Here is a 24,876-nt window from a genome sequence, read left to right on the forward strand (position 1 = left end):
AATCGGCGCCGTGGTCACGTTCCGTACATGCCGGGAATATTGCCCTTGGTGCCGTTGCCCCTGGTGCCGCTGCCCTTGATGTCGCTGCCGTTGCCCTTGGTGTCCTTGACCCCGTGCAGGGCGCCCCGCTCGTCCCGCCATACCCGCCAGCCGTCGGACACGCCGGTGTACCAGGCGGGCGGCGTGCCGGGCGAGGCCGCCTTCTTGCCGGTGGCCACCTCGTAGGCGCACAGCGGCGCGACCGGGTAGAAGCCGCGCAGGCCGGTGATCTTCAGCTCGGACGGCTTCATCGTGCAGAACGACCAGGTCCGCAGCGCCTTGTCGGTGACCTTGGCGCCGCTCCGCAGGTCGTAGGCGGCGCCCGGCTTGCCCTGGGTGACGAAGCCCAGCTCGCCGAGGTCGTCGGGGAACGACATCCACCACACCGACTTGGGCGCCTTGTCCGCGCCCAGCTTGCCGGTCGTACGGCCGGTACGCGGATCGAGCCGCTCGAAGCCGCCGTACCCGGACGTGGGGATGGCCCGGGCGACCAGTGCGACGGCCGGATTGGCGCTGGGGTAGACCCGGAGCAGCCGCTTGCGAGCCCAGACCTGCTTGCCGTCCGACAACCGCACGCCGAAGAAGCCGTACGGCGACATCGGCCCGCCCTTGCGCGCCTGGTACGGAGCCAGATAGCCGATGAGCATGCCGTTCTGGGCATTCTCGGCGTCCAGCGCACCGAACGCCCAGCCGCCTGACAGGTTCACGCCGGTGCCGACGGCCCGTTCGACTGGGAAGTTCCACAATGTTCTTCCGGTACGCAGATCGCGCGCTTCCAGGGCGGGCCGGTCGGACATCCGGAACAGCACGACCTTCGAGCCGTCGGCGTGCTGGACCTCGGCCACTCCGGGCGTCTGCCACCGCGCCTTGCCGGTGGCCGGGTCGAGCGCGACGAACCTCGCCTTCTCGGTCGCCGTGAACTCCGACAGGCACACGCTCGGGCCGCACTCGACAGGGCCGAACGTCGAGTGGACCGGCCGAGTCCACTTCTCCGTACCGGTACGGGAGTCGCGCGCGACGAGCGTGGCGTTCCAGTTCCCGGAGGTCTTTCCGGACTGGTTCCCCGGCTTGCGCGGCTCCAGCGCCGTCACGAGCCCGCCGCCAAGGGCTCCCGTCACCGCCGGTGGCTGGACGCCCATCCCCGACAGCCGTCCCGCCATCGTCGCGGGCTGCGCCCAGAGCCGCTTGCCCTCGGCCAGGTCGTACACGCTGGTCTCCAGCCTGCCGTCGGGACGCAGCCCGGTCACCGCGGCCACGCCCGCCCCCGCGATCGGGCGGCTCACCGCGTTGACCTCGGTACTGGACCACGGCTGCGCCGCCTCGGCCTCCTCGCCGCCGCCGGGCCCCCCGGAGCAGCCCGAGGCGGCCAGGAGCAGCGCCCCGGCGACAATGGGTGGCGTTCCGATCGCGGAATGTAGTCGCCGGTGAGCGTGCTGGAGCATGGACGTTCCCCCTGGGAGGTGCAGCGCCGTACGGGACGTGCGCTAGGTGATCGTGAGTGCGTGCCTGCGTGCGAGACCGGGCGAGCGGGCGGGCGTGCGGTGCTACTGGGAGTCCGGAGTTACCGGGTGTGCAGTGCTACTGGGCGTGCGGTGCTACGCGGCGCCCGGTGCCACCGCGGTGGGACCCTCGCCGGGCTCTGCCGCCGCGCCGACCTGGCGGCGCCGCAGCAGGGTCGCCCAGCGGCCCCGGGGACCGCGCTCGCGCCCGGCGACCCGAGCGCCGGCGACCTCGGTGCCCGGCTCCTCGGCGGCCTCGGCGGCCGCGAGATAGACGGGCAGAACCCCCTGGCCGTACCGGGGACCGGGCAGGACGTCGTGCTCCTCCGGCTCCAGCCCCAGCGCGGCCGCCATCGACGGTAGCACCGCCGCGGCCGCCGCGGCGTAACCTCTCGACGACGGATGGTAACGGTCCGCGCTGAACATCTCCCGGGGGTCGGCGGCGAACTCGCGGCCCAGCAGGTCGCCGATCGACACCGACCGCGCGCCGCGTTCGACCGCGACGATGGTCTGCGCGGCGGCGAGCTGCCGGCTGGCCCGCCGCGCGAACCAGCGCAGCGGCTGCATCAGCGGCTTGACCGAGCCCAGGTCGGGGCAGGTGCCCACCACCACCTCGCAACCGGCCGCCAGCAGCCGCTCGGCGGCCGCGGCCAGATGGCGGACCGACTCGCCCGCAGGCACCCGGCCGGTCACGTCGTTGGCGCCGACCATGATCACGGCGATCGACGGCACCACCGCCAGGGCCCGCGTGACCTGGTCCTCCAGCGCCGCCGAACGTGAGCCTGAGCGGCCCAGATTGGTCAGCCGTACGGGCCGTCCCGCGATCGAGGACAGCCCGGCGGCCAGCAGCGCGGCCGGGGTCTCCTCGGCGGTGTGCACGCCCAGCCCGGCCGCGGTGGAGTCGCCGAGCACGACGAACGACAGCGGCTCGCCGGGCAGCCGGCCGCCGTACAGGCCGTCGGCCACCGGCGGATCGCCGTTGGGGGTGGCGAGGATCAGCCTCCTGGCCATCCGGGCCTCCATCATGATCAGCCCGAATGTCAGCCCGCCCACCGCCGTGAGCCCTCCGCCGCCGTACGCCGCGGCCGTCGCGATCCGCCGTGCCGTGAACGCCCTCAGCATCCTCGCTGACCCTCCGTCGTCCCCGGGGTCCGACCCCGCCTAAGGGTTAGATGCCCGGAGCGGCCCATCTGGGCTACCGTCGGGAACGGGAATCTATCCGAACCCGCATCCCCTTCACCGCAGGACACACGCCTGAGGCGGCGGTTGAGCGCGGATGCCACACCCTGAACCGATTTACACACACTGAACCGATCCACGCTGAACCGATCCACACTCAACCGATCCAACACACTGAACCGACAAGGACGTCGCGGTGCGCGTACACGATTCGCTGGTCGAGCTGATGGGTGACACCCCGCTCGTTCGACTGCGCAAGGTCACCGGCGGCCTGGGACCGCAGGTCCTGGCCAAGGTGGAGTACTTCAATCCCGGCGGCTCGGTGAAGGACCGCATCGCGGTCCGGATGATCGACGCCGCGGAGAAGTCGGGTGCGCTGCGCCCGGGCGGCACGATCGTCGAGCCGACCTCCGGCAATACCGGGGTGGGGCTGGCCATCGTCGCCCAGGAGCGCGGCTACAAGTGCGTCTTCGTCTGCCCGGACAAGGTCGCCAAGGACAAGATCGACGTGCTGCGGGCGTACGGGGCCGAGGTCGTGGTCTGCCCGACCGCGGTGTCGCCCGACCATCCCGACTCGTACTACTCGGTCTCCGACCGGCTGGCGGCGGAGATCCCGGAGGCGTGGAAGCCCGACCAGTACCGCAACGAGAACAACCCGCGCTCGCACTACGAGACGACCGGGCCGGAGGTCTGGGAGCAGACCGAGGGCCGGATCACCCACTTCGTGGCGGGCATCGGCACCGGCGGGACGATCAGCGGTGCCGGCCGCTACCTCAAAGAGGTCTCGGACGGCCGGGTCAAGATCGTCGGCGCCGACCCCGAGGGCTCGGTCTACTCGGGCGGCAGCGGCCGGCCGTACCTCACCGAAGGGGTCGGCGAGGACATCTGGCCGGAGACCTACGACCGCGACATCTGCGACGAGGTCATCGCGGTCTCCGACAAGGACTCGTTCCAGATGACCCGCCGGCTGGCGCGCGAGGAGGCGCTGCTGGTCGGCGGCTCGTGCGGGATGGCGGTGGTCGCGGCGCTGCGGCTGGCCGCCAGGTCCGAGCCGGACGCGGTGATCGTGGTCCTGCTGCCGGACGGCGGCCGCGGCTACCTCTCGAAGATCTTCAGCGATGAGTGGATGGGTCAGCATGGGTTCAGCGAGGACCGGTCCACCACGGAGCCGACGGTGGGAGACGTACTGACCCAGAAGGCCGAAGTGCAGACGGACGGCATCCCGAGCTTCGTCCACATGCACCCCACCGAGACGGTGGGGGAGGCGGTGAAGGTGCTCAAGGAGTTCGGGGTCTCGCAGATGCCGGTGGTCTCTCCCGGAGCGGGCCACCCCGACGTGATGGCCGGAGAGGTGATCGGAGCAGTGGACGAACGAGTCCTGCTCCACGCGCTGTACGCCGACCAGGCAGGGCCGGACGAGCCACTGGAAAAGCACATGAGCCCGGCCCTACCGGTCGTCGGTTCGGGCGAGCCCGTATCGCGGATGATGTCCGAGCTGGAGGGCAGGGACGCGGCGGTCGTCCTGGTGGACGGCAAGCCGACCGGGATCGTCACCCGCCAAGACCTGCTGGCCTTCCTGGCCAGGGGCTGACGACAACTGAAACCACCGACGGCCGCCTAACGAGGAAGGCCCCGGCTCCGGCCGGGGCTTTCGTCGTATCCGCCCTGGACGACGGGCGCCGTCATGGAACGCCGCGCCAGGAACGACGTCGCCGGTGTTCGCTGGTGGCGTTGACCACCCGCTGGGGTCGTTCCCACTTCCGGGAGTGTGGAACGACCTGTTCGCAGGTGGATGGACTTCGCGGATGGATGGATAGCGTGTAGCGCGTGATGGAGCATGCCTACAGCGCGGCCGGCATCACCGTGCTCGACTTCGACGCGGCCGTACGAAAGCGGCCCGGCATGTACTTCGGCGTCGGACTGGACGACCCGAAGCTGCCGACGATGCTCCTGTCCGCTGCGGCCCGGCACGCGCTGCACCCGGCGACACGAGTCGCCGAGGAGCACTCGCTGTCAGCCGCGATCGAAATCCTCGGCGATCTCCGCTTCCAGGTGACGATCGACCAGCAGCACACGTGGACGGACTCGCCACCCCTCGGCTACTTCGGCTCCCTGATCGGCTCCGAGTGGTGGCTCCTGGCAGCGATCGCGACCCTCTGCGAAACGACCACCGTGGACGTGTGGCGCGACAACCTGGGCTTCCGCCAAGAACTCACCGGCCTCCGCCCGAGTAGCACGCCGGAGCGGTACGAGCCGCCCTCGGGAAGTGGCATCCGCATCTCCTTCACGCTCGATGAGCGGACCCTCCCGGCCAACACCGCGCTCCCTGCCGACCTCGACGGCATCGAGGTGCACGGGCCCTACTGCGCAGCGGCCGAAGGGCCTGGGCGCGTCACCCTCCACGACCATCGACACGACGGTCAGGCCGACACCCGCTGATCGTGACCGTGCGAGAAGCAGGAACGCTTTATCCACCGGTCTGAGCGAAGCAGCACGGTTGCACGGCTGTCGATGGGATTGAGCAACGGTGTCGGCGGTGTAAGCCGTGTTCCCGCCCTCCGTGTACAGCCGACGGTGGCGAGCGACCGTTCTAGGCGGTCGCCATCGAACATCTCTCTCGCGTCTTTCCAAGTCGCCTGTGCCTTTCCAGGACGAGGGGTGCGCGAGACGATGGGCGACATGGCAGGCGATCCAGCGGCGGCGTGGGAGGACTTCGAGGCATCCACGGACTCTGCGGACGTCTATGTTTCCGCCCGGACCTGGGAGATGCCCGACTTCGGCGCCTTGGCACGTGCGGTTCGGCGCACGAGCCTGCGGAGGCTGTTCCCCTTCACCTCCCACAGCCGGTTCTGCCTGGGCGACAGGGCCGACTTCTGGCGGACCGGGTCTGATGGCGGCCACATCGCTCCGGCCTTCATCGTTCGCAGCCGCGAGCACGGCTACGTGGTGGAGGCGGGCAATCCGTACCACGCCGCCCAGGTTGAATCTGTGCTCACCACCAAGGACCCCGAGGCCGCTGCGCACTGCCTGGAACACCTACTGGCCGACTGGCCGCACGCGAACTTGCCCGGGTGACTCTCCTCGACCAGCGGAAACCGGCATGGGGACCATCGGCACTCTCACCCGTCCTGAAGCCACGTCCACTTCGCCCCTGATGACGTGATCCTCAAGACACCCGAAAAACCGCGCAGGAACTCCTTGTGATCATACATGTACAGTGCGTAATATTAGATCATGCGTTCGAGTGCAGTGGATCCGAGTGCGCTGTCCACCCAAGAACTGGTGGAGGCGTTCTCGGTGATCGCGTTCGAACTCGCCGGCCGTGAGGTGCCCGGGTCGCCGGCCGTGTGCATGGATTGGGCCGAGACGCTGATCCGGGCTGGTGATGTGCAGGAGGGGGTGCTGGCCCGGCTGATCGGCGTGGTGGATCGGGCGGGCGAGGTACGGCGCTGGGGGCTGCCGTCGGTGCAGGCGTGGCTGCGGTCGCGGCTGGGGATGCGCGATGCCCGCGCCAAGGAACGTGTCCTGATGGCGCGCCAGTGGTTCCGGCTCCCCGAGGTCGCCGAACGCCTGGCGGACGGATCCCTGTCCTTTGGCCACGCCGTCGCCATCACCGGGTCGGTGGCCCGGCTGGATGACGATGACTGCGCCAGGGCCGAGAAGTTGCTGCTGGAGATGGCCGACGACGGCTTCTCCGCCGGCAAGGTCGCCGCGTTCGGCTCCCGCATCCGTGATGTGATCGCCGAACGCGACGGCACGGACGAGCCCCCAGCCGATGCCGCACGCGGCTACGAGCGCTCCTGGATCGCCTCCACCCGTTCGCTGGACGGTGGCCGCCACCTCCAAGGCTGGCTTAATCCCGAGGATGCGGCCGTGTTCGATGGCACCCTGGCCCCGCTGGCCAAGCCCACCGGCCCCGAAGACCCGCGCGACCTGTCCGAACGAACGGCCGCCGCTCTGTCCAGCGTTCTGTCCGGCGGCCACCGCGCCACCAAAGTCACCCTCATCATCGACCTTGAGACCCTCACCGGCGGCCCAGTCCCATCGCGGCCGCCCGACAGCCCCCCGATCCCGCTCCCAGCCCAAGCCCAAGCCGCAGCCCCTATCCCGTTCCAAGCCCCGGCACCGACCCCGGGCCCGGGCCCGGGCGGACCGGCTCACCGCCCGACACCCGCCGCAGGGCGCGCAACAACGCGTGCCCGCCCGTCGGCCAGGCTGCCCGATGGCACCCCGATCCCCGCCGAACAGGCTCGGCGGATCGCGCTGGCCGCCGGAGTGTCACCCTTGCTGCTCGGACCCGGCGGTATCCCCCTGTACCTGGGACGCCGTGCCCGGTTCGCCTCCCCGGCACAACGCCGAGTACTGGAAGCCCTGTACCCCACATGCGCCGTACGCGGCTGCGAAGTCCCCGGCACCCTGTGCGAGATCGACCATGTCGACGGCTGGGCCCTGGACAGCGGCCGAACGGACGTGGACCGGCTCGCACTGACCTGCGGCTGGCACAACCGCTGGAAGCACACCAACCCAGACCAGATGGATATACAAAAGGGCCGGGACGGACGGTTCGTCTACCGGCTACTGCCACCGAAAGGCCACTGGTCAAGGCGGCCACGTCCATCCCCGTGGGAAAAGATCAATGCCGACAGGCAGGCGGCAGGCGACTCAACGGCGGATGGTTCCCCGATAGGTGGTTCAACGGCCGGTGGTTCTACTGCCGGTGGTTCTACTGCGGGTGGGTCGCCCCAACGGGACGGACCTGCCGGCATCATCAGACGCAATCACTCTCACGATAGGTCAACTTCCTGTTCGCCTGTCCGGCAACCGAAGGATCAGTTACCGGTGACGACAGACCTATGGACAACGGATATGGAGCCGGGCTCGCCAGAAGCCGCTGGATGATCTCCCTGCCGCCTGATGAACGCCCGGGGCCAGCAGCGCGCCCCTTCCTCATTCCGGCCTCCGGCGGCGGCCGATGATGGCCGACATGCCGAACATCGAGGCGGGAACCGCAGCCAGCCCGATCATTCCGGCCTGTCCGGTGCGACCGTGATCGCAGAACCGTTCCAGATCGTCCAGGATCGACCGGCGCTCCTCAGCCTGCCTCGCTTGGTTCACGCTGGTCGGGGGGTCGGTCTCGCTGCCGGACGCTGGCAATTCGCCGTCGACGATGTCGTACCCGGGACGGTCCCGATCGCCGATCTCGCGAGCGGACGGGGTACCGGACCAGCTGATGCCCCAGCCCCACAGCATCGGCTCGCAGCGCACGGTGAACGCCGACGCGCCGTAGCTATCCTCTTTGTATTCGAACTCCGGACCGGAAACGAAAGTCCAGGTCATCCAACCGAAGAGGAGCAGGAATATACCGCCGTGGATTAATCGGATGTCCTGTGGCATGCGGGACACCTTAGCCTCGATCTTTCATAGGGCGGTCGGGTCGATCGCGAGTGCGACGAGTTCGAGCCGGGGTCGGTTGGCGGTGAAGCCGTGCAGGGGCAGGTTGCGCAGCCGGCCGGTTCGCCTCCCCGGCACAACGCCGAGTACTGGAAACCCTTGGACCCGACATGCGCCGTACGCGGCTGCGAGGTCCCCGGCACCTTGTACGGGTCAAGGGGCGGCCTGTCGCAAGGGTCGTGAACGCGAGATGTTGACGTGGGGATTTCCTCAGGGCTTGAGGCGGGCCCAGACCCACTTGCCGCCGTTGGGATCGAGCGTGTAGCCGGACTGAACGGCGAGCGCCACCACGATGGGCAGACCCCAGCCCCCGTTGTCGTCCCAGCGTTCTGGAGCCAGATCGAGTGTGTCGAGCGTCAGCTCGGTGGGTGGCCTGCCGACCGGGACACGGTTGCTGGGGTCCCAGACCGCGAGGACGACTTGGTCCATGTCCTGGCTGAGCTGGTACGTGATCTGCCGGCCGGGTGACGCCGCCACGGCATTGTTGATCAATTCGGACGCGATGAGGAATGCATCGTCCGAAATATGCGAGTAGCCCCATTTGTGCAGGCGGGCGTTTGTGAGTGTTCTCGCGAGACCCGCCGCTGCTGCGGATGCAAGCATGGAAATAAGCAGGCAATCTGGACTTTTCGTCATCATGCACATGCCCTTTCGTTTCTCCCTGTTTCTCCAGTCCAGCATCGCCTTTCTTGGATAAACTGCGGCGTATTCGTGAACATCCCAAACTTTGGGAGGCGTTCCATGTCTGCTGCCGATGACCTCGACCCCATGTCCTCGCTCTACGCGTGGTTGGCCCATGACCTGCGCTTTTATCGGACGAAGCGCGGGCTTACGGGCACTCAGGTCGGCAAGATCATCGGGTGTGTACGCTCGCACGTTGCGAACCTGGAAGCCGGGCGCGCGCGGATCGACATGAAGCAGGCCAGGCTGCTTGATGAGGAGTGGGACACCGGCGGCCACTTCCAGCGGCTCCTGTGGTTCGCCCGTTCGGCGCATGATCCTGACTGGTTCAAGCAGTACGTGCAGTACGAGTTCCAGGCCAGCGTCATTCGGGTCTATCAGGGGCAGGTCGTGCCGGTTCTCCTGCAGACCGAGGACTATGCCCGGGTCTTCCTCGTCGGAGCTCGGGTGAAGGACATCGAACCCGCTGTTCAGGCGCGTACGGAGCGCCAGGAAGCGGTCTTCAACGGGAAGAATCCGCCGCTGCTCGTGGTCCTGCTGGACGAGGACGCGCTAGACCGTCCTGTGGGTGGCCCGGAGGTGATGAGGGCTCAACTCCAGCACCTCTTGGACCTGAGTGAGAAGCCCAACGTGATCATCCGGATCATCCCCAGGTCGGCTGCATGGCATCTGGGACTGAACGGCCCGTTCCAGATCATGAGCCTGGAGTCTCGGGAGATCGCCTACGTCGGTGCCCAGCACGGAGGCCGTCTGGTCGAGGATCCAGCGGAGGTACGCGATCTGGCCGTAGATTTCGAGCTAATCGGGGCAAAGGCGTTGAGTGAAGACGCCTCACGCATCCGGATCAAGGAGCTCATGGAGGGATTCTCATGACGGCTGGTTGGCGTAAGAGTTCGCGGAGCGGCAGTTCGACCGATGAGGCGTGTGTCGAGGTGGCCGGGTTGGCCGGGGCCGTGGGTGTGCGGGATTCGAAGGATCCGGACGGGGGTCGGCTCTCGGTGAGTGAGGCGGCGTTCGGAATGCTGGTTCAGCAGATCAAGCAGGGGCGGCTCGACCGGCCGTGAGCGTACGGCGTTGAGTTGTGGCGGGCCGCCGGTGGGTGTGCATCCTTCACCGGCGGTTCCCGGCAGGCGGAAGAGCCCGGAACAGGACGTGACGGGACCAGGGGAATGCGAAGCGCCGGAGGCCTTGGGCCTCCGGCGCTTCATCTATGGGGAGTCGGGCTGCGGACCGCGGTCGTGTGGGCGGCTTTGCTGACCGCGGCCCCGCAACCCGACGTCTTCGGCCGTCCCGGGATCACCCGGAGCGGACGTTCAGGAACGGACCTCCGAGGGCTCCCGCTCGTTCTTGAGAAGGTCGGGTCCGGCGGGCTTCTGGGGCTCGTCGCCGTGCCCCGGCCACCAGGCCTTGTGGCCCAGCATCGCGGTGATGCCCGGCACCAGGAACGTCGACATCACGAAGGCCGACAGTGCGATGCCGATCGCGACCGCGAAGCCCATCTGCTGCAGCATCGCGACGGGGGCCAGGATCATGACCGAGAACGTGCCGGCCAGGATCAGCCCGGCCGCGGCGACCGTCGGGCCGCCGTGCTCGACGGCCAGCGCGGCCGCCTTGCGCGGTTCGTGGCCCTCCTTGGCCTCCTCGCGCAATCGTGCGGTCATCAGGATGTTGTAGTCGGTCCCGATCGCCAGCACGAACAGATACAGGATGATCGGTAGCTGGAACGTCACCCCGGGCTCGCCCATCGCCCCCTGGAAGACGTACACCGCGGAGCCGAGCGTCGCGGCGAAGCCCAGCAGCACCGAGATCACCAGGTAGATCGGCGCCACGATCGACCGCAGCAGCAGGGCCAGGATGAGCGCGATCAGTACCGCCGCCACCGGCAGGATGACCGACAGGTCGCGGTTGTTGACCGTGTTGATGTCGGCGAAGATCGCGGTCTGGCCGCCGACATAGGCCCGGACGCCTTCGGGTGCCGCCTCGTGCACCGCCGGTGTCAGCTTGTCCTTGACCAAGCTGATCGACTCGTTGGACATCGGGTTCGTCTTCAGCAGCAGGTCGACCCGTGCCACGGACTTGTCGGTGGCGGGTACGGCCGGCCGCGCCTGGCCGACGCCCGGGAGCGTCTTGGCCTTCTCGCCGAACTCGGCGAGCTGCGGCTGGGCGAGCGGCTGCCCGCTCTCGTTCTTGAGGAACACCTGGACCGGGGTGGTCAGGCCGGGCGGGAAGCCCTTCTGCATCTCCTTGGTGGCCTGCGCGGACTCGGTGTCCTGCGGGAAGCCGCCCGCGAAGTCGTAGTCGGCCTTGAAGCCGAGCGCGCCCGCGGCCAGGATGACCAGGATCCCGCCGGAGACCAGCGCGGCGATCGCCGGGCGCTTGCCGACGAAGCCGCCGATCTTGGCCGACACGGTGCCCTTGGGCTGCTTCTTCCAGGCCTTGGACGGCCAGAACACGGCGGTGCCCAGCAGCGACACCAGCGCCGGGAACAGGGTGAGCGAGGTGATGCCCATCACCACGACGGCGATGGCGAGCGCCGGTCCCCAGGCGCTGAACACGCCGAAGGTGGCCAGCAGCAGCACCAGGAACGTGACCGCGATGGCGGCGGCGGCGGACGAGATGACCTCGCCGACCCGCTCCACCGCACTGATCATCGCGGTCTTCTTGTCCTCGCCGGCCCGCAGCCGTTCGCGGTACCTGAACATCAGGAACAGGTAGTAGTCGGCGCCGATGCCGAACAACACGATCAGGATGATCGTGGACAGGCTCTGGTCGCCGGCGAAGCCGAAGACCTCCGAGGCCAGCCCGATCAACCCCATCGCGACCTGCATGGTCACCATGATCACGACGATCGGCAGGAGCGCCGCGATCGGGGCCCGGAAGATCAGCAGGATCAGCCCGATGATCAGCACGAAGGTGGCGATGCCGACGATCTCGAACGACTGGTTGAACGATTCCTCGTTGTCCACGAAGGCGGCCACGTCACCGCCGACCTTGGCCTCCAGGCCGGAACCCTCCAGCAGCCCTGGCAGATCCTTGCGTATCTCCTTGACCGCGTCGCTCTGCTTGGTCTGGTCGTCCACGGAGGTGCCCTTCATCGGCACCATGACGACCTGGACGGCCTTGTTGGGCGCGACCGTGTCGGGGCTGGCCAGGAAGCCCAGCACCGAGGGCGGCTTGCTCGCGCTCATGGTCTGGGCGGCCTGCCCGACCTTGGCGGTGTCGGCGGCCGTCAGCGGCTGCCCGTCGGACCGTTTGACCACGATGAGGGAGGAGGCGTCCTCCTGCTGCGGGAACGCCTTCTCGGCGATCGCCATCGCCTGGACGGATTCGTACGACGAGGGCAGGAAGTCGCCCTGATCGGACTCGGTGGTGAGCTTGGGTGAGAACGCGATGATGACGACCGCGGCGACGATCCAGGCCACGATCGTCCACCACGGGTGCCTCACGACGACGCGCGCCAGCCGTGCGAACATGCGACTTCCTTCAGTCAAGGGATTGCAAAGTCGGGAGAACAGAGACGTTCTCGATACCCATCAAACGGTAGAGATCGGATCCCTCGTTGGGGTCACCCGGTGAGTCGAAATAGCGGGTGATACCTGCGGGGGATCACCTCATCCTTCAGGAGGGCGGGCGGTGGGTAGCCTCGTGCTTATGGACAAGTACGTGAACAAGGACGTTCACCAAGGATTCGACACCCTGGCGATCCACGCGGGGCAGGAACCGGACCCGGCCACGGGCGCGGTCGTACCCCCGATCTACCAGGTCTCCACCTATAAGCAGGACGGCGTCGGCGGCTTGCGCGGGGGGTACGAGTACTCCCGTTCGGCCAATCCGACGCGTACCGCACTGGAGGTATGCCTCGCCGAAGTGGAGGCGGGGGTGCGCGGGCTCGCGTTCGCCTCCGGCCTCGCGGCCGAGGACGCGCTGCTGCGTGCGCTGTGCCGGCCCGGCGACCACGTGATCATCCCGGGTGACGCGTACGGCGGCACGTACCGGCTGTTCGCGAAGGTCGCCGAGCCGTGGGGGCTGGCGTACGACCCGGTGCCGCTGGGCGACGTGGCGGCGGTACGGGCCGCGGTCCGCCCGAACACCAAGATCATTTGGGTGGAGACGCCGACCAACCCGCTGCTGGGCATCGCCGACATCGAGGCGCTGGCGGGAGTGGCCCGCGACGCGGGGGCGCTGCTGGTGGTCGACAACACGTTCGCCTCGCCCTACCTCCAGCGCCCGCTGGCTCTGGGCGCCGACGTGGTCGTGCACTCGACCACCAAGTACATCGGCGGCCACTCCGACGTGGTCGGCGGGGCGCTGATCACCTCGTCCACCGAGCTGGGGGAGCGGCTGGCGTTCCACCAGAACGCCATGGGCGCGATCGCGGGACCGTTCGACGCCTGGCTCACGATGCGCGGGATCAAGACGCTCGGGGTGCGGATGGACCGCCACTGCACCAACGCCACCGCCGTCGTGGACATGCTCACCCGCCACAAGGACGTGCGCCAGGTCCTCTACCCGGGGCTGCCCGAGCACCCCGGCCACGAGACCGCGGCCAAGCAGATGCGCGCCTTCGGCGGGATGGTGTCGTTCCGGATGGCCTCGGAGGAGGCGGCGGTACGGGTCTGCGAGAACACCAAGCTGTTCACGCTGGGGGAGTCGCTGGGCGGCGTGGAGTCGCTGATCGAGCACCCCGGGCGGATGACGCACGCCTCGGTCGCCGGCTCCCCGCTGGAGGTCCCGGCGGACCTGGTCCGGCTGTCGGTCGGCATCGAGGACGCCGACGATCTGCTGCGCGATCTGGACCGGGCGCTGGCCGCCGCCATTTTGTGATCTTGGACGCGTCCTCGGGGCCCCTGCGGTGTGTTCGCCGAGGTCGCCGGGGGTGAAGGACGGGCCGGGGACGGATGCGGCACCGGGTGCTTTGGGGGGATTTAAGGCGGCGCTTCAGTACAGAGCTGATCAAAGCTCTATGATGTGGCCCGCCAGGTTTTGGTCAAGCCAGGTTCGGTCGCGGGTTCGGCCGGACGGGTTTCGCCAAGCAGGTCTCGCCAAGCAGGTCTCGCCAAGAAGGGCCCGGAGTGCGCAAAGTACTGGTGTGCGGGGCGGCGTTCGCCGCGACGTGTATCTCTGCCGTAGCCGTTCCGGCCCAGGCGACCACGCCGGGGCCGTCCCCGACGGTGCCGTCCCAGGCGCCCGGTTCATCGCCGGGATCGACGCCTTCGGGATCACCGTCCTCGCAGCAGCCGCCGCAGTCCGGATCGCGGTCGCCGAGCGTGCCGCCGTCGTCCGGTGACCAGCAAGCGGGCGCGAACGGCGGCGCCGACGTCGTCGCGTCCGCCAGCGCGGTCATGGTGACGCCCAAGCCGCCCAGGGTCTCCACGTACGCCTACGGCCGGCACGCGCGCCAGCGCCTCGACGCGTACTGGCGTCCAGGCGCCGGGACGCAGCAGGGCCGGCAAGGCGGCCAGCAAGACGGCCGGCAGGGGCAGCAGGCTCAGCAACAGGCGCCCGGTCCGGCGATTCTGGTCTTCCACGGCGGGTCCTGGGTCAAGGGTGACAAGTCCTCGTGGAAGTACTTCGCGCGGCGCCTCACCAACCAGGGCTACACCGTCTTCGCCCCCAACTACCGGCTGGCCCAGCAAGCCGCCTGGCCGGCGCAGCGCGACGACGCCATGGCGTCCCTGGACTTCATCAAGCGCAACGCCGCCAAGTGGAACATCGACCCGAACCGCATCGTGGCGGTCGGCTCGTCGGCCGGCGGGCTCCTGGCGAGCCAGCTCGGCACCTACGGCCAGGGCTCCGAGCGGGTACGGGGCGTCATCGGCCTGTCGCCCGCGAACGATCCCTACCTGGCGTACCAGGACGGGCTCAAGGTGGACGCGACGGGCAGCCAGCGAAACCTGCGGCGCGCGGTGCTCAAGCTCCTCGGCTGCCTACCGGACGAGGCCGACCCCGTCTGCACGCAGCAGGTGGAGGACATCGGTGCCGGCTCCCACGCCGGCCCCGGCGACGCGCCCATGCTGCTCATGCACGCCGCCGAGGAAAGCCTCGTCCCCGTGACGCACAGCACCGCCCTGGCCGGAGGGCTGCGCGAGGCGGGCGTACCGGCGACCGTGAAGCTCGTCCCCGGCGCCGGGCACGCCGGTGCGCTCCTGAACGACCCCGGCACCTACCCGGCTCTCCTCAAGTGGCTGAAGGCCCGGACAGGCTGAGTCGGCCGTTCCAGGCCTGCCCAGACCTGTCAGCCGTTCCAGACCATCAGCCGTTCCAGACCATCAGGACCAGGATCACCAGCCACAGGAGTGCCACCACGCCGGAGAACGCGGCGATCCGGCCGCGTTCCACCTGGGCGATCTCGGTCTCCTGCCCGGTGGCCGTCTTGGTCGCGTCGTCTCCTGCGGCTTCCGCGGCCGGTTCCGTACGGTCGGCCGCGGCCGCGGCCAGCAGGTTCGCGGACTTGCGCTGGTCGCGCTCGATGAGGAACAGCAGGACGAGCGCGACGGCGAACAGCGTCATCGAGGCCGACAGCCAGAACTCGTCGAACCGGTCGCTCGCCATGATCAGCCCGACGACGAGGACACCGAGCGTTCCGAAGCCGTAGATCCTGGTGGCGCGGTTGAGGTAGCGCACCACGTCGGTGTCGCGTTTGCGGATGTAGCGCGGGGTGGCCATGGTCGCGGCGGTCAGCGGTCCCAGCGTGAAGATCGCGAAACCGATGTGCAGGAGGAGCAGCAGGCGGTCGGTGGTCGACATGAGGCCGACACTAACCCGCCGAACGCCCCAAGTCAGCGAGGCCTTCAGCCGGCGGCGCCCTCAGCCGGCGGCGGCCCAAAGCAGCGGACGCGCTGAGTCGGCGGTGGCCCTGAGCCAGCGACGGCCCAGGGTCAGCGGCGGCCGCGCCGGACTCGCAGGTAGTCGCTGACCACGTACTGCCCGAGGCGTTCGGCATCGGGTGCGAAGACGCGGCCGCCGTTGCGGCGGGCGACCTCTTCCACGAACGACACCAGCCGCCGGTCCTCGGCCAGCATGAAGAAGTTCATGCCGGCGCCGCGCCGGGTCATCTTGTCGACCTCGGCCAGCGTCAGCACCAGCGTGTCGGGCGAGGGCGGGTAGTCGAACAGCGAGCGGCCGTTGGACTGCAGGTGGGCGGTCGGCTCGCCGTCGGTGACCACCAGCACGATCGGCTCGAAGTCGGGATGGCGGTCCAGATGGCGGCCGGCGATCATCAGCGCGTGGTGCAGGTTGGTGCCCTGCACCATGTCCCAGTCGAGCCCGGCCATCTCGGTCGGATGCAGGGTCCTGGCGTAGTTGGAGAACCCGATGATCTGGATCGCGTCCTGCGGGAACTGGCTGGTGACCAGCGAGTGCAGGGCCAGCGTGGTCTGCTTGGCCGCCGCCCAGGTACCGCGCAGCACCATCGAGTACGACAGGTCGACCAGCAGGCAGACGGCGGCGGCGCTGCGCCGCTCGGTCTCGTGGACCTCGAAGTCGTCCACGCTCAGCTTCACGGCGCCCGGACGCCTGCCACTGGTGGGTGGCGTGGGGATGGTACGTGCCGTAGGGGTGGTGCGTGCCGGGGGGACGGTCAGACCGGCCGGCGACACTGAACCTGCTGAGAACACCGCCGGGTTCGCGTCCATGACGTTGCGGCGGATCGCGTTGCTCACCGTACGGACCACGTCGAGCGGCTGCTCGTCGCCGAACCGCCACTCCCGGCTCGAACCGGTCAGCTCGCCCGCCTGGCCGGCGTCGCGCTGGTCGTGGTCGCCCTGCCGGCCCGCGGTGAGCTGGGAGAACACCCGGCGCAGCGCGGTGTCGCCCAGGCGGCGGACGGCCTTGGGCGTCAGTTCGAGGGCGCCCTTCTTACGCTGCAGGTAGCCCTGCCGCTCCAGCTCCTGCTCGATCCGGCGCAGCGCGCCGAGGTCGTCGACGGCCCGGCGGCCCAGCGCGCGCCGTACCGCCTCCTCGTCGATGTCGTCGAGGCGGGCGCCGGGATAGTCCTGCCCGAGCGCCGCTTCGAGCTCGGCCAGGTCGGCGAGCTCGGCCAGTGCCGTGGTGGCGTCGCCCATGCCGAGCGGCTGGTCGCCGGTCATGCGCTCGGGGGCGCCCCAGCCGAGGTCGGGACGGCGGGTACGGAGCGCGTCGTTCAGCCGGGACATCTCCATGGCCAGGCCCGCGTCCTGCATGGCCTGGTCCATGAGCGCGGCCAGCTCGGCCTGCTGTTCCGGGCTGAGGGAGGCCATCAGCCGGTCCATCGCGGCGGCGCGGCGGGCCAGCGAGTCGACCAGCTCCTCCAGGTTCTGGGGCTGGTCGGGGAAGAACTCCCCGTGCTCCTCCATGAACCGGTCGAAGTCCTCCTGGGTGTGCTCGCCGCGCGCGTCCTTCTCCAGCATCTCGTTGAGCGCGGCCATCATGTCCTTGACCCGTTCCATGGCCTGCGGGTCCTGGCCCTCCAGGGCCTGCTTCATGCCCTGGAACTGGGCGTCCAGGACATCGTGCCGCAGCAGGTCCTTCAGCCGCTCGAACGTCTCGCGCGCCGCGTCCGAGCGCCACTGGTAGTCCGACAGTCGCCGGATCGCCTGCGCGGTGTCGGCGGGCAGCGTGTCCAGCTCGGCCTCGCGCAGCCGGGCGTCGTCGCTCGGATCGGGGAACAGCTCGGCGCGCTCCTGCCCGATCGCGGTGTCGAGCAGTGCGCGCGCCTGCTCGAGCGTGCCGTCCAGGCGGCCCCGGTCGCGCAGCTCGCGGCGGCGCTCCCGGACCTGCCGGAGGATGTCGTCCAGCCCGCGCCGGCCGTCCGCGCCGGGCAGGCCCCGGCGCAGCAGATCGCGCAGGGCCTCGTCCGGACGGGTGCCCTCAAGGACCGAGTCGCCCATCGCGTCCAGGGCGTCCCGGACGTCGTAGGGCGGGGCGAGCGGGTCGGGCCCGTCCTCGTAGGCGCCGTACCGGTAGCGGCTCATCGCGCTCCCAACTCAGGTGCGGTACGTGACAGGTGAGGTGCGTGTAGGTGTCGTGCGTGTAGGTGTCGTGCGTGTAGGTGTCGTGCATGTGTAGGTGCCGTGGTGTGTAGGTGCCGTGCGTGTGTAGGTGTCGTGCGGTTCAGGTGCGGTACGTGGCGGTGCCGTCGGCCTTGCCCGGGGGGACGTCCTTGGAGAGGCGGCGGGACAGGAAGAGCCCCTCCAGGGCGAACTCCAGCGCGGCGGCGGCCTGGCCGGGGGACTCCCCGGTCATGTCCAGCCGTTCCATGATCTTGGCCAGCCCGGGCACCGGGCCGATCCGGCGCAGCAGCTCGGCCGCCGTCACCAGCTCGCCCGACTCCACCATCTCGCCGGAGTCGAACTTGTCCAGCAGCCCGGTCAGGTCGGCCGGGCCCAGCGTGTGCCGGTAGGTCTCGGCGGTGGCCCGGCGCAGCAGATGCTCCAGGACCTCCTGCTCGCGGCCCTCCTCGCTGACCTCGAACTCGACCTTGCCCATCAGCGATGGCACCACGGAGGGCAGGTCGCAGACCCGCGCCACCGCGCGCTCCTCGCCGGCCAGCGCGGCGCGCCGTACCGCGCCCGCCGCGACCGTCTCGGTGCCCGCCAGCGCGAACCGCGCCGACACGCCGGAACGGGTGTCGACCGCGGCCGACTCGCGGACCAGCCGGGTGAACCGGGCGATGATCTCGATCAGGTGGGCGGGTACCTCCGCGGGCACCCCGTCCAGGTCGGCCAGCTCCGCCTCCTGGCGGATCAGGGCCAGCTCGGTGTCCAGCTCCAGCGGGTAGTGGGTCCGGATCTCGGCGCCGAAGCGGTCCTTCAGCGGGGTGATGATCCGGCCACGGTTGGTGTAGTCCTCGGGGTTGGCGCTGGCGACCAGCAGCAGGTCGAGCGGCAGCCGCAGCGCGTAGCCGCGCACCTGGACGTCGCGCTCCTCCAGCACGTTGAGCAGCGCCACCTGGATCCGTTCGGCCAGGTCGGGCAGCTCGTTGATGGAGAAGATGCCGCGGTTGGTGCGCGGCACCAGCCCGAAGTGCACGGTCTCGGGGTCGCCCAGGGTACGGCCCTCGGCGACCTTGACCGGGTCGACGTCGCCGATCAGGTCCCCGACGCTGGTGTCGGGGGTGGCCAGCTTCTCGCCGTACCGCTCGTCCCGGTGCAGCCAGGCCACCGGCAGCTCGTCGCCCGTCTCGGCGGCCAGCCGCCGGCAGCGGACGCAGACCGGCGCGTACGGATGGTCGTTGATCTCGCAGCCCGCGACGACCGGGGTCCACTCGTCCAGCAGCCCGACGAGGGTACGGATCAGCCGCGTCTTGCCCTGCCCGCGCTCGCCCAGCAGCACCAGGTCGTGGCCCGCGAGCAGGGCGCGCTCCAGATGGGGCAGCACCGTGTCCTCGAACCCGACGATGCCGGGGAAGCGGGGCTCGCCGGTTTTCAGCCGGCTGAGCAGGTTGTGACGGATCTCGGCCTTGACCGAGCGCTGGATGTGTCCACTGGTGCGCAGCCCGCCCAGTGTTTTTTCACGCAGGGTGCTCTCACGAGGTTCGGTAGGACGCACGCGATCGACATTACGTCGCCGTTCCGGAGAATCGCACCCTTGCGGGGGGATTCTCTGGCCGCCCTTGCAGGACCCGGCATGCCCGGGACCGGCACGGCGGGACCGGCACGGCGAGACTGGCATGGTGAGACCGGCATGGTGAGACCGGCATGGTGAGACCGGCATGGCGCGAGACTGGCACAGCGCGCTGTTTGGGTCCGGGTGGGGGGAGAGGGAAGACTGGGGGCGTGAACGACTCCGCGAACCGCACGACCCCGCGAACCGCACGACTCAGGACTCCGCGAACCGTACGAGGGAGGCGCCGCCCATGACGCGGTTCGGTGACGGCCTGGCCCTGGGCCCCGATCTGACCAGTGCCGCCCGTACGGCCATCGAGAAGGCGCTGGCCCCGCTCAGCGCGCAGCCCGACCTGGTCTGCGTCTTCGTCTCCTCGGAGGATCCCGAGGCGGTCGAGGAGGCGGGCCGGGTGGCGATGGAGATCGCCGGTGCCCGCGTCGTGGTGGGCTGCAGCGCCGACGGCGTGATCGGCGGCGGCCACGGGGTGGAGGAGGCCACGGCGGTGAGCGCCTGGGCGGCGGTGCTGCCCGGCGCACGGCTGGAGGCGTTCCGGCTGGAGACGCTCAAGACCGAGGACCGGCTGATCGTGGTCGGGATGCCGGAGGGCCGCGACGACGACGTGGTGGGCATGCTGCTGGCCGACCCGTACTCGTTCCCCGTGGACGCGTTCGTGGAACGGTCGGTGGACGCGCTGCCGGGGCTGCCGCTGGTCGGCGGGATGGCGGGCGGGCCCGGCCAGGGCGGTACACGGCTGTTCGTCGACGGCGAGGTCTTCGACTCCGGCGCGGTCGGGGTGGTGCTCGGCGGCTCGCTCGTCGCCGCGACCGTGGTCAGCCAGGGCGCCCGCCCGGTCGGGCCCGACATGGTGGTGACCAGGGCCGAGGAGAACCTCCTGTACGAGCTGGCCGGTACGCCCGCGCTGGAGAAGCTGGAGCACATCGTGCTCGGGCTACCGGAGGAGGAGCAGGAGCTGGCCGGGCGCGGGCTGCTGATCGGCGTCGCCATGGACGAGTACGCCGACGAGCACGAGCGCGGCGACTTCCTGGTCCGCGGCGTGGTCGGCGCCGACACCGACACCGGGGCGCTGGCGGTCGGCGACGTGATCGAGGTCGGCCGTACGGTCCGGTTCCAGGTCCGCGACGCCGGGGCGGCCGAGGAGGACCTGTCCGCGCTGCTGGAACGGTTCGACCTGGCGCCGGTGGAGGGCGCGCTGCTGTTCTCCTGCAACGGGCGCGGCCGGGCGATGTTCGACGACTCCGACCATGACGCCCGGATCCTGAACGGCGCGTTCGGCCCGGCGGGCATCGGCGGGTTCTTCGCGGCGGGCGAGATCGGCCCGGTGGCCGGCCGTAACCACGTACACGGCTTCACCGCCTCCATCCTCGCCTTCGGCCCGCACGGCGGAGGCCTGGACGGCGGAGGCTTGGACGGCGATGACCTGGACGGCGATGACCTGAACGGCCTCGACCCCGACGACGTTCCATGACCAGGGCGCCGGTGCTGGCGATCGACATCGGGGGCACCAAGCTCGCCGCGGCCGTGGTCGAACCGGACGGGCGGATCGCCGCGTACGACCGGATCGCCACCCCCGCCCGGCCCGGCCAGGACGCCGAGGACCTCTGGCGCGCGCTGGAGTCGCTGCTCGACAGGGTGACGGAGCAAGGCAGGGTGACGGCGCAGGGCGGGGTTACGGAGCAAGGCAGGGTGACGGAGCAGGGCTCGGAGATCGCGGGCGTCGGTGTCGGCTGCGGTGGACCGATGACCTGGCCCGCCGCCGAGGTGTCGCCCCTCAACATCCCCGCGTGGCGCGGGTTCCCGCTCCGCGACCGGTTGCGCGAGCGCTACCCCGGGCTGCCCGTACGGGTCCACAACGACGCCGTCTGCGTGGCCATCGGTGAGCACTGGCAGGGCGCGGGACAGGGCCGGGACAACGTGCTCGGCATGGTCGTGTCCACCGGCGTCGGCGGGGGACTGGTGCTCGGCGGACGACTCGTGGACGGCGCCAGCGGCAATGCCGGGCACATCGGGCACGTCATCGTCGAACCCCAGGGGCCGCCCTGCGAATGCGGGGGGCGCGGCTGCCTGGAGGCCATCGCACGCGGACCGGGCCTTGCCGCCTGGGCCCGCGCGCAGGGCTGGCGGCAGGACCAGGGCGGCGACGCCACCGGTGCCGATCTCGCCGAGGACGCCCGGCAGGGCCACCCGGTCGCGACCGCCGCGATGCGCCGCGCCGGACGTGCCCTCGGTATCGCCATCGCGTCCGCCACGCACCTGTGCGACCTGGAGATCGTCGCGATCGGCGGCGGGGTGTCCCAGGCGGGGGCGTTGCTGTTCGACCCCCTGGAGGAGGCGCTGCGGGCGCACGCGCGGATGGAGTTCGCGCGGCGCGTCCAGGTCGTCCCCGCCACCCTCGGCCAGACCTCGGGCCTGATCGGTGCCGCCGCGCTGCTCCACGAGGGGAACAGGTACTGGAACCCGTGAAATGATCTGAGGATGGCCCGCGTCACCGTCGACGACATCCATGCCGCCCGTGAGCTGTTGCGCGAGGTGGCCGTCCCCACTCCCCTGATGCATTCCCGGGTCCTCTCCGAGGCCATCGGGGGTCCGGTGTACCTCAAGTGCGAGAACCTCCAGCGCACCGGCTCGTTCAAGATCCGCGGCGCGTACGTGCGGATCGCGCGGCTCAGCGACGAGGAGCGCGCGCGTGGCGTCGTCGCGGCGAGCGCCGGCAACCACGCCCAGGGCGTCGCGCTGGCCGCGTCCATGCTCGGCTGCAAGGCCACCGTCTTCATGCCGCAGGGCGCGCCCCTGCCCAAGGTGGCCGCGACCCGCGCGTACGGCGCCGAGGTGGTGTTCCCCGGCCCGAGCGTCGACGACTGCCTCGTGGCGGCCCAGGAGTACTCCGAGAAAGGGGAGGGCGGCAAAGAGGGGGCCGTGCTGATCCACCCGTTCGACCACCCCGACGTGGTAGCCGGGCAGGGCACGATCGGCCTGGAGATCCTGGAGGACTGCCCGGACGTCCGTACGGTCGTCGGCGCGGTCGGCGGCGGCGGGCTGATGTCGGGCGTGGCCGTGGCCCTCAAGGGCGCCGGCAATCCCGACATCAAGGTCGTCGGGGCTCAGGCCAAGAAGGCCGCGGCCTTCCCGCCGTCACTGGCGGCCGGACGGCCCGTACGGGTGGACGTGCAGCCGACGATGGCCGACGGGATCTCCGTGGGCCGGCCGGGCGACCTCACGTACAGCCTGGTCACCGCGCTGCTGGACGCCGTTGTCACGGTCACCGAGGAGTCGATCTCGCAGGCGCTGCTGCTGCTCCTGGAACGGGGCAAGCAGGTGGTCGAACCCGCCGGCGCGGCCGGGGTGGCGGCGCTGCTGGAGCACTCGTACGCGGTCCGCACGCCGGTGGTGGTGATCCTTTCGGGCGGCAACATCGACCCGGTGCTGCTGGCCAAGGTGCTGCGGCACGGGCTGGCCGGGGCCGGGCGCTACCTGGTCGTACGCTGCCGCCTCAACGACCGTCCCGGCGCTCTGGTCACGCTGCTGAGCGAGCTGGCCGAGCTGGGCGTGAACGTCCTGGACGTGATGCACGAGCGAGTGGCCGCGCGGCTGCACGTCGAAGAGGCCGAGGTACTGATGCACCTGGAGACGCGGGGGGCCGAGCACAGTGAAGAAGTGCTCGGCCGCCTCCGCGCCAAGGGCTACACGCTGAGTTGATTGCTTTGCCTTTGGCGTCAGGCCTTGACGGCCTTCCATCGCAGGCAAAGCGGCGATCGCTGCATCGCTCCGAACTCGCCTTGCCGGCTCGCTCCGCGATCAGGTTCTCGCCTCGCTCGAACCTGCCTTCGGACGCGATCGCGACGCCTGGAGTCCGTTCGGGGCTGAGCGGACGGGCTGGGCTGTTCGCGCAGCGATCGCCGCGACGCCCGCGAAGGAAGGCCGCCAAGGCCGCCAAGGCCTGACGCCAAGGGCGACGCAATGAGAACTACGACGCGATGAGAACTACAGCGACGGCTTTCCTGAGGTGTAGACCCACTTCTGGAACAGGGCGTCCAACTGCTCGCCGGAGAGCTTCTCCGAGAAGCGGATGAAGTCCTGGGACGAGGCGTTGCCGTCCCGGTTGGCCGTGTGCCAGGCCTTGAGGAGCTTGGCGAAGTCCTTCTCGCCGATGGCCTTGCGCAGGGCGTGCAGGGTCATCGCGCCGCGGTCGTAGACGGTGCCGTGGAAGATGTTGTCGCGGCCGGGGTCGGCGGTCTTCGGCTTCCACAGGTCGTCGTCGGCGGGCGTCGCGTAGACCTCGTCGAAGCTCTCCTGGACGGGCTTGCCGTCCTGCTTCTCGGCCAGCATCCACTCGGAGTACGTGGCGAAGCCCTCGTTCAGCCAGATGTCGGCCCAGCGCTCCGGCGTCACGCTGTCACCGAACCACTGGTGGGCCAGCTCGTGCGCGATCAGGCCGGGCCGCGGGATCGTTCCCGGGCGGCGGGCCAGGTCGTACATCGGACGGCCCTGGGTCTCCAGCGCGTACCCGACGCCCGCCTTCGCCACGATGCCGCCGGTGGAGCTGAACGGGTACTTGCCGAAGTTGGCGGCGAGGAAGTCCTGGATGTCCGCGGTCTGCCGGTGGAAGTCCTGGCCTTGCGCGGCGGTGATGCCCAGGCCCTGGTCGGTGGCGGTGATGTTCGGGACGCCCTTGGCCGTGCTGCTGATCACGTCGTACCTGCCGATCGCGATCATGCTCAGCTCGCTGGCCATCGGCTGCCGCATCCGCCAGTGCGAGACCGTCCAGCCGCCCTTGGTGGCCTTGCCGGCGAAGTCGCCGCCGGCCAGCGTGGTGAGATCCTTGGGCGCGGTCAGCGTGAAGCTGTAGGTGGCCTTGTCGGTCGGATGGTCGTTGACCGGGTAGACCGTGGCCGCGCCGAACGGCTGGTTCAGCATGACGGCGCCGTCGGCCGTCGGGATCCAGCCCGAGGTGCCCAGCGCGTCGTCGTTGATCGTGTGCGGTACGCCGGAGTAGGCGACCGTGACCGTGAATTTGCGGTTCTCGCGCAGGCCCTTGGGCGGCGTGATCTCCAGCTCCTGGGCGCCGGTCCGCTTGTAGGCGGCCTTGGCCCCGTTCACCCGCAGTGCCGAGATCTTCAGCGGGCCCAGGAAGTCCAGGTTGAACCGGGACAGGTTCTGGGTGGCGCGCGCCTTGATGGCGGTGACGGCCTGGATGCCCTTGGTGGCCGGGTCGTACTTCAACCCGACGTCGTAGTGCGAGACGTCGTAGCCGCCGTTGCCCATGTCGGGGAAGTACGGGTCGCCCGCTCCGGGCGCGCCCGGCGTGTAGCGGACGGCGGTCGCCCCCGCGGGCGCCGCCGAAACCAGGAGTCCCGCGGTGGCGGTCAGCGCCACCGCGGCGATTACTCGGGGGGTCTTCGTCATCGCCCCAAAATCGCAGCCGGAC

At 70.0% G+C, this 24,876-nt stretch carries 21 protein-coding genes; 12 read left to right on the forward strand and 9 right to left on the reverse strand.

The window, feature by feature from the left end:
- Nucleotides 1-14: 14 nt before the first annotated feature.
- The gene (locus ACH34Q_RS13660) at nucleotides 15-1,481 is read right to left on the reverse strand and encodes a PQQ-binding-like beta-propeller repeat protein (protein ID WP_395983239.1); all 1,467 of its coding nucleotides are present in this window, start codon (nucleotides 1,479-1,481) and stop codon (nucleotides 15-17) included.
- Nucleotides 1,482-1,634: 153 nt separating this feature from the next.
- Nucleotides 1,635-2,660 carry an SGNH/GDSL hydrolase family protein gene (locus tag ACH34Q_RS13665; RefSeq protein WP_395983240.1) on the reverse strand — a complete coding sequence of 342 codons (1,026 nt, stop codon included), beginning with the start codon at nucleotides 2,658-2,660 and terminating at the stop codon, nucleotides 1,635-1,637.
- 253 nt (nucleotides 2,661-2,913) lie between these two features.
- On the opposite strand from ACH34Q_RS13665, the gene ACH34Q_RS13670 reads away from it, so the two are divergent.
- The 4 genes from ACH34Q_RS13670 (at nucleotide 2,914) to ACH34Q_RS13685 (ending at nucleotide 7,616) form a co-directional block, all read left to right on the forward strand.
- Nucleotides 2,914-4,308, forward strand: a complete 1,395-nt coding sequence (locus ACH34Q_RS13670) for a cystathionine beta-synthase (RefSeq protein ID WP_395983241.1) — start codon at nucleotides 2,914-2,916, stop codon at nucleotides 4,306-4,308.
- A 236-nt stretch (nucleotides 4,309-4,544) separates the two neighbouring features.
- The gene (locus ACH34Q_RS13675; protein ID WP_395983242.1) at nucleotides 4,545-5,156 is read left to right on the forward strand and encodes a hypothetical protein; all 612 of its coding nucleotides are present in this window, start codon (nucleotides 4,545-4,547) and stop codon (nucleotides 5,154-5,156) included.
- Between the two features lie 219 nt (nucleotides 5,157-5,375).
- The gene (locus tag ACH34Q_RS13680; protein ID WP_395983243.1) at nucleotides 5,376-5,792 is read left to right on the forward strand and encodes a hypothetical protein; all 417 of its coding nucleotides are present in this window, start codon (nucleotides 5,376-5,378) and stop codon (nucleotides 5,790-5,792) included.
- 174 nt (nucleotides 5,793-5,966) lie between these two features.
- The gene (locus ACH34Q_RS13685) at nucleotides 5,967-7,616 is read left to right on the forward strand and encodes a DUF222 domain-containing protein (RefSeq protein ID WP_395983244.1); all 1,650 of its coding nucleotides are present in this window, start codon (nucleotides 5,967-5,969) and stop codon (nucleotides 7,614-7,616) included.
- 48 nt (nucleotides 7,617-7,664) lie between these two features.
- Here the strand turns inward: ACH34Q_RS13685 and ACH34Q_RS13690 are convergent, their stop codons facing one another.
- Together ACH34Q_RS13690 and ACH34Q_RS13695 are read right to left on the reverse strand one after the other, a co-directional pair.
- Complete coding sequence (locus ACH34Q_RS13690; protein ID WP_395983245.1) at nucleotides 7,665-8,111, reverse strand: hypothetical protein; 447 nt, start codon at nucleotides 8,109-8,111, stop codon at nucleotides 7,665-7,667.
- Between the two features lie 267 nt (nucleotides 8,112-8,378).
- Nucleotides 8,379-8,849 carry an ATP-binding protein gene (locus tag ACH34Q_RS13695; protein WP_395983246.1) on the reverse strand — a complete coding sequence of 157 codons (471 nt, stop codon included), beginning with the start codon at nucleotides 8,847-8,849 and terminating at the stop codon, nucleotides 8,379-8,381.
- Nucleotides 8,850-8,909: 60 nt separating this feature from the next.
- On the opposite strand from ACH34Q_RS13695, the gene ACH34Q_RS13700 reads away from it, so the two are divergent.
- Nucleotides 8,910-9,722, forward strand: coding sequence for a helix-turn-helix domain-containing protein (locus ACH34Q_RS13700; protein ID WP_395983247.1), 813 nt, complete (start codon nucleotides 8,910-8,912; stop codon nucleotides 9,720-9,722).
- Nucleotides 9,719-9,913: a DUF397 domain-containing protein gene (locus tag ACH34Q_RS13705; RefSeq protein WP_395983248.1), complete on the forward strand. Its 195-nt coding sequence runs from the start codon at nucleotides 9,719-9,721 to the stop codon at nucleotides 9,911-9,913. Before ACH34Q_RS13700 ends, ACH34Q_RS13705 begins: the two co-directional genes overlap by 4 nt.
- Before the next feature lie 249 nt (nucleotides 9,914-10,162).
- On the opposite strand, the gene ACH34Q_RS13710 is transcribed toward ACH34Q_RS13705, so the two are convergent.
- Nucleotides 10,163-12,322, reverse strand: coding sequence for an MMPL family transporter (locus ACH34Q_RS13710; RefSeq protein WP_395983249.1), 2,160 nt, complete (start codon nucleotides 12,320-12,322; stop codon nucleotides 10,163-10,165).
- 178 nt (nucleotides 12,323-12,500) lie between these two features.
- On the opposite strand from ACH34Q_RS13710, the gene ACH34Q_RS13715 reads away from it, so the two are divergent.
- From ACH34Q_RS13715 to ACH34Q_RS13725, 3 genes are all read left to right on the forward strand, one after another.
- Nucleotides 12,501-13,673, forward strand: a complete 1,173-nt coding sequence (locus tag ACH34Q_RS13715; protein WP_395983250.1) for a cystathionine gamma-synthase — start codon at nucleotides 12,501-12,503, stop codon at nucleotides 13,671-13,673.
- A gap of 265 nt (nucleotides 13,674-13,938) precedes the next feature.
- The gene (locus ACH34Q_RS13720; protein WP_395983251.1) at nucleotides 13,939-14,136 is read left to right on the forward strand and encodes a hypothetical protein; all 198 of its coding nucleotides are present in this window, start codon (nucleotides 13,939-13,941) and stop codon (nucleotides 14,134-14,136) included.
- A complete protein-coding gene (locus ACH34Q_RS13725; protein ID WP_395983252.1) occupies nucleotides 14,117-15,055 on the forward strand; it encodes an alpha/beta hydrolase in 939 nt (312 codons plus the stop codon). Before ACH34Q_RS13720 ends, ACH34Q_RS13725 begins: the two co-directional genes overlap by 20 nt.
- 46 nt (nucleotides 15,056-15,101) lie before the next feature.
- Here the strand turns inward: ACH34Q_RS13725 and ACH34Q_RS13730 are convergent, their stop codons facing one another.
- The 3 genes from ACH34Q_RS13730 to ACH34Q_RS13740 all read right to left on the reverse strand — a co-directional run bounded on the left by ACH34Q_RS13730 (nucleotide 15,102) and on the right by ACH34Q_RS13740 (nucleotide 19,376).
- Nucleotides 15,102-15,596, reverse strand: a complete 495-nt coding sequence (locus ACH34Q_RS13730; protein ID WP_395983253.1) for a hypothetical protein — start codon at nucleotides 15,594-15,596, stop codon at nucleotides 15,102-15,104.
- A 131-nt stretch (nucleotides 15,597-15,727) separates the two neighbouring features.
- Nucleotides 15,728-17,800 (reverse strand): VWA domain-containing protein, encoded by a 2,073-nt coding sequence (locus ACH34Q_RS13735; protein ID WP_395983254.1) that lies wholly within the window; start codon nucleotides 17,798-17,800, stop codon nucleotides 15,728-15,730.
- 139 nt (nucleotides 17,801-17,939) lie between these two features.
- The gene (locus tag ACH34Q_RS13740; protein WP_395983255.1) at nucleotides 17,940-19,376 is read right to left on the reverse strand and encodes a magnesium chelatase; all 1,437 of its coding nucleotides are present in this window, start codon (nucleotides 19,374-19,376) and stop codon (nucleotides 17,940-17,942) included.
- A gap of 307 nt (nucleotides 19,377-19,683) precedes the next feature.
- Between ACH34Q_RS13740 and ACH34Q_RS13745 the strand changes: the two genes are divergently transcribed.
- From ACH34Q_RS13745 to ilvA, 3 genes are read left to right on the forward strand one after another with little or no spacing between them, the layout of a single operon-like run.
- Nucleotides 19,684-20,919: an FIST N-terminal domain-containing protein gene (locus ACH34Q_RS13745; protein WP_395983256.1), complete on the forward strand. Its 1,236-nt coding sequence runs from the start codon at nucleotides 19,684-19,686 to the stop codon at nucleotides 20,917-20,919.
- A complete protein-coding gene (locus ACH34Q_RS13750) occupies nucleotides 20,916-21,914 on the forward strand; it encodes an ROK family protein (RefSeq protein WP_395983257.1) in 999 nt (332 codons plus the stop codon). Before ACH34Q_RS13745 ends, ACH34Q_RS13750 begins: the two co-directional genes overlap by 4 nt.
- A 12-nt stretch (nucleotides 21,915-21,926) precedes the next feature.
- Nucleotides 21,927-23,147: a threonine ammonia-lyase gene (ilvA, locus tag ACH34Q_RS13755; RefSeq protein WP_395983258.1), complete on the forward strand. Its 1,221-nt coding sequence runs from the start codon at nucleotides 21,927-21,929 to the stop codon at nucleotides 23,145-23,147.
- A 285-nt stretch (nucleotides 23,148-23,432) separates the two neighbouring features.
- Here ilvA and ACH34Q_RS13760 read toward each other — a convergent pair whose 3' ends face one another.
- On the reverse strand, nucleotides 23,433-24,854 hold the full coding sequence (locus tag ACH34Q_RS13760; RefSeq protein WP_395983259.1) for a M1 family metallopeptidase: 1,422 nt from the start codon (nucleotides 24,852-24,854) through the stop codon (nucleotides 23,433-23,435).
- Nucleotides 24,855-24,876 lie beyond the last annotated feature (22 nt).

It is taken from the genome of Actinomadura sp. 9N407 (genome assembly GCF_044326315.1).
GTDB lineage: Bacteria > Actinomycetota > Actinomycetes > Streptosporangiales > Streptosporangiaceae > Spirillospora.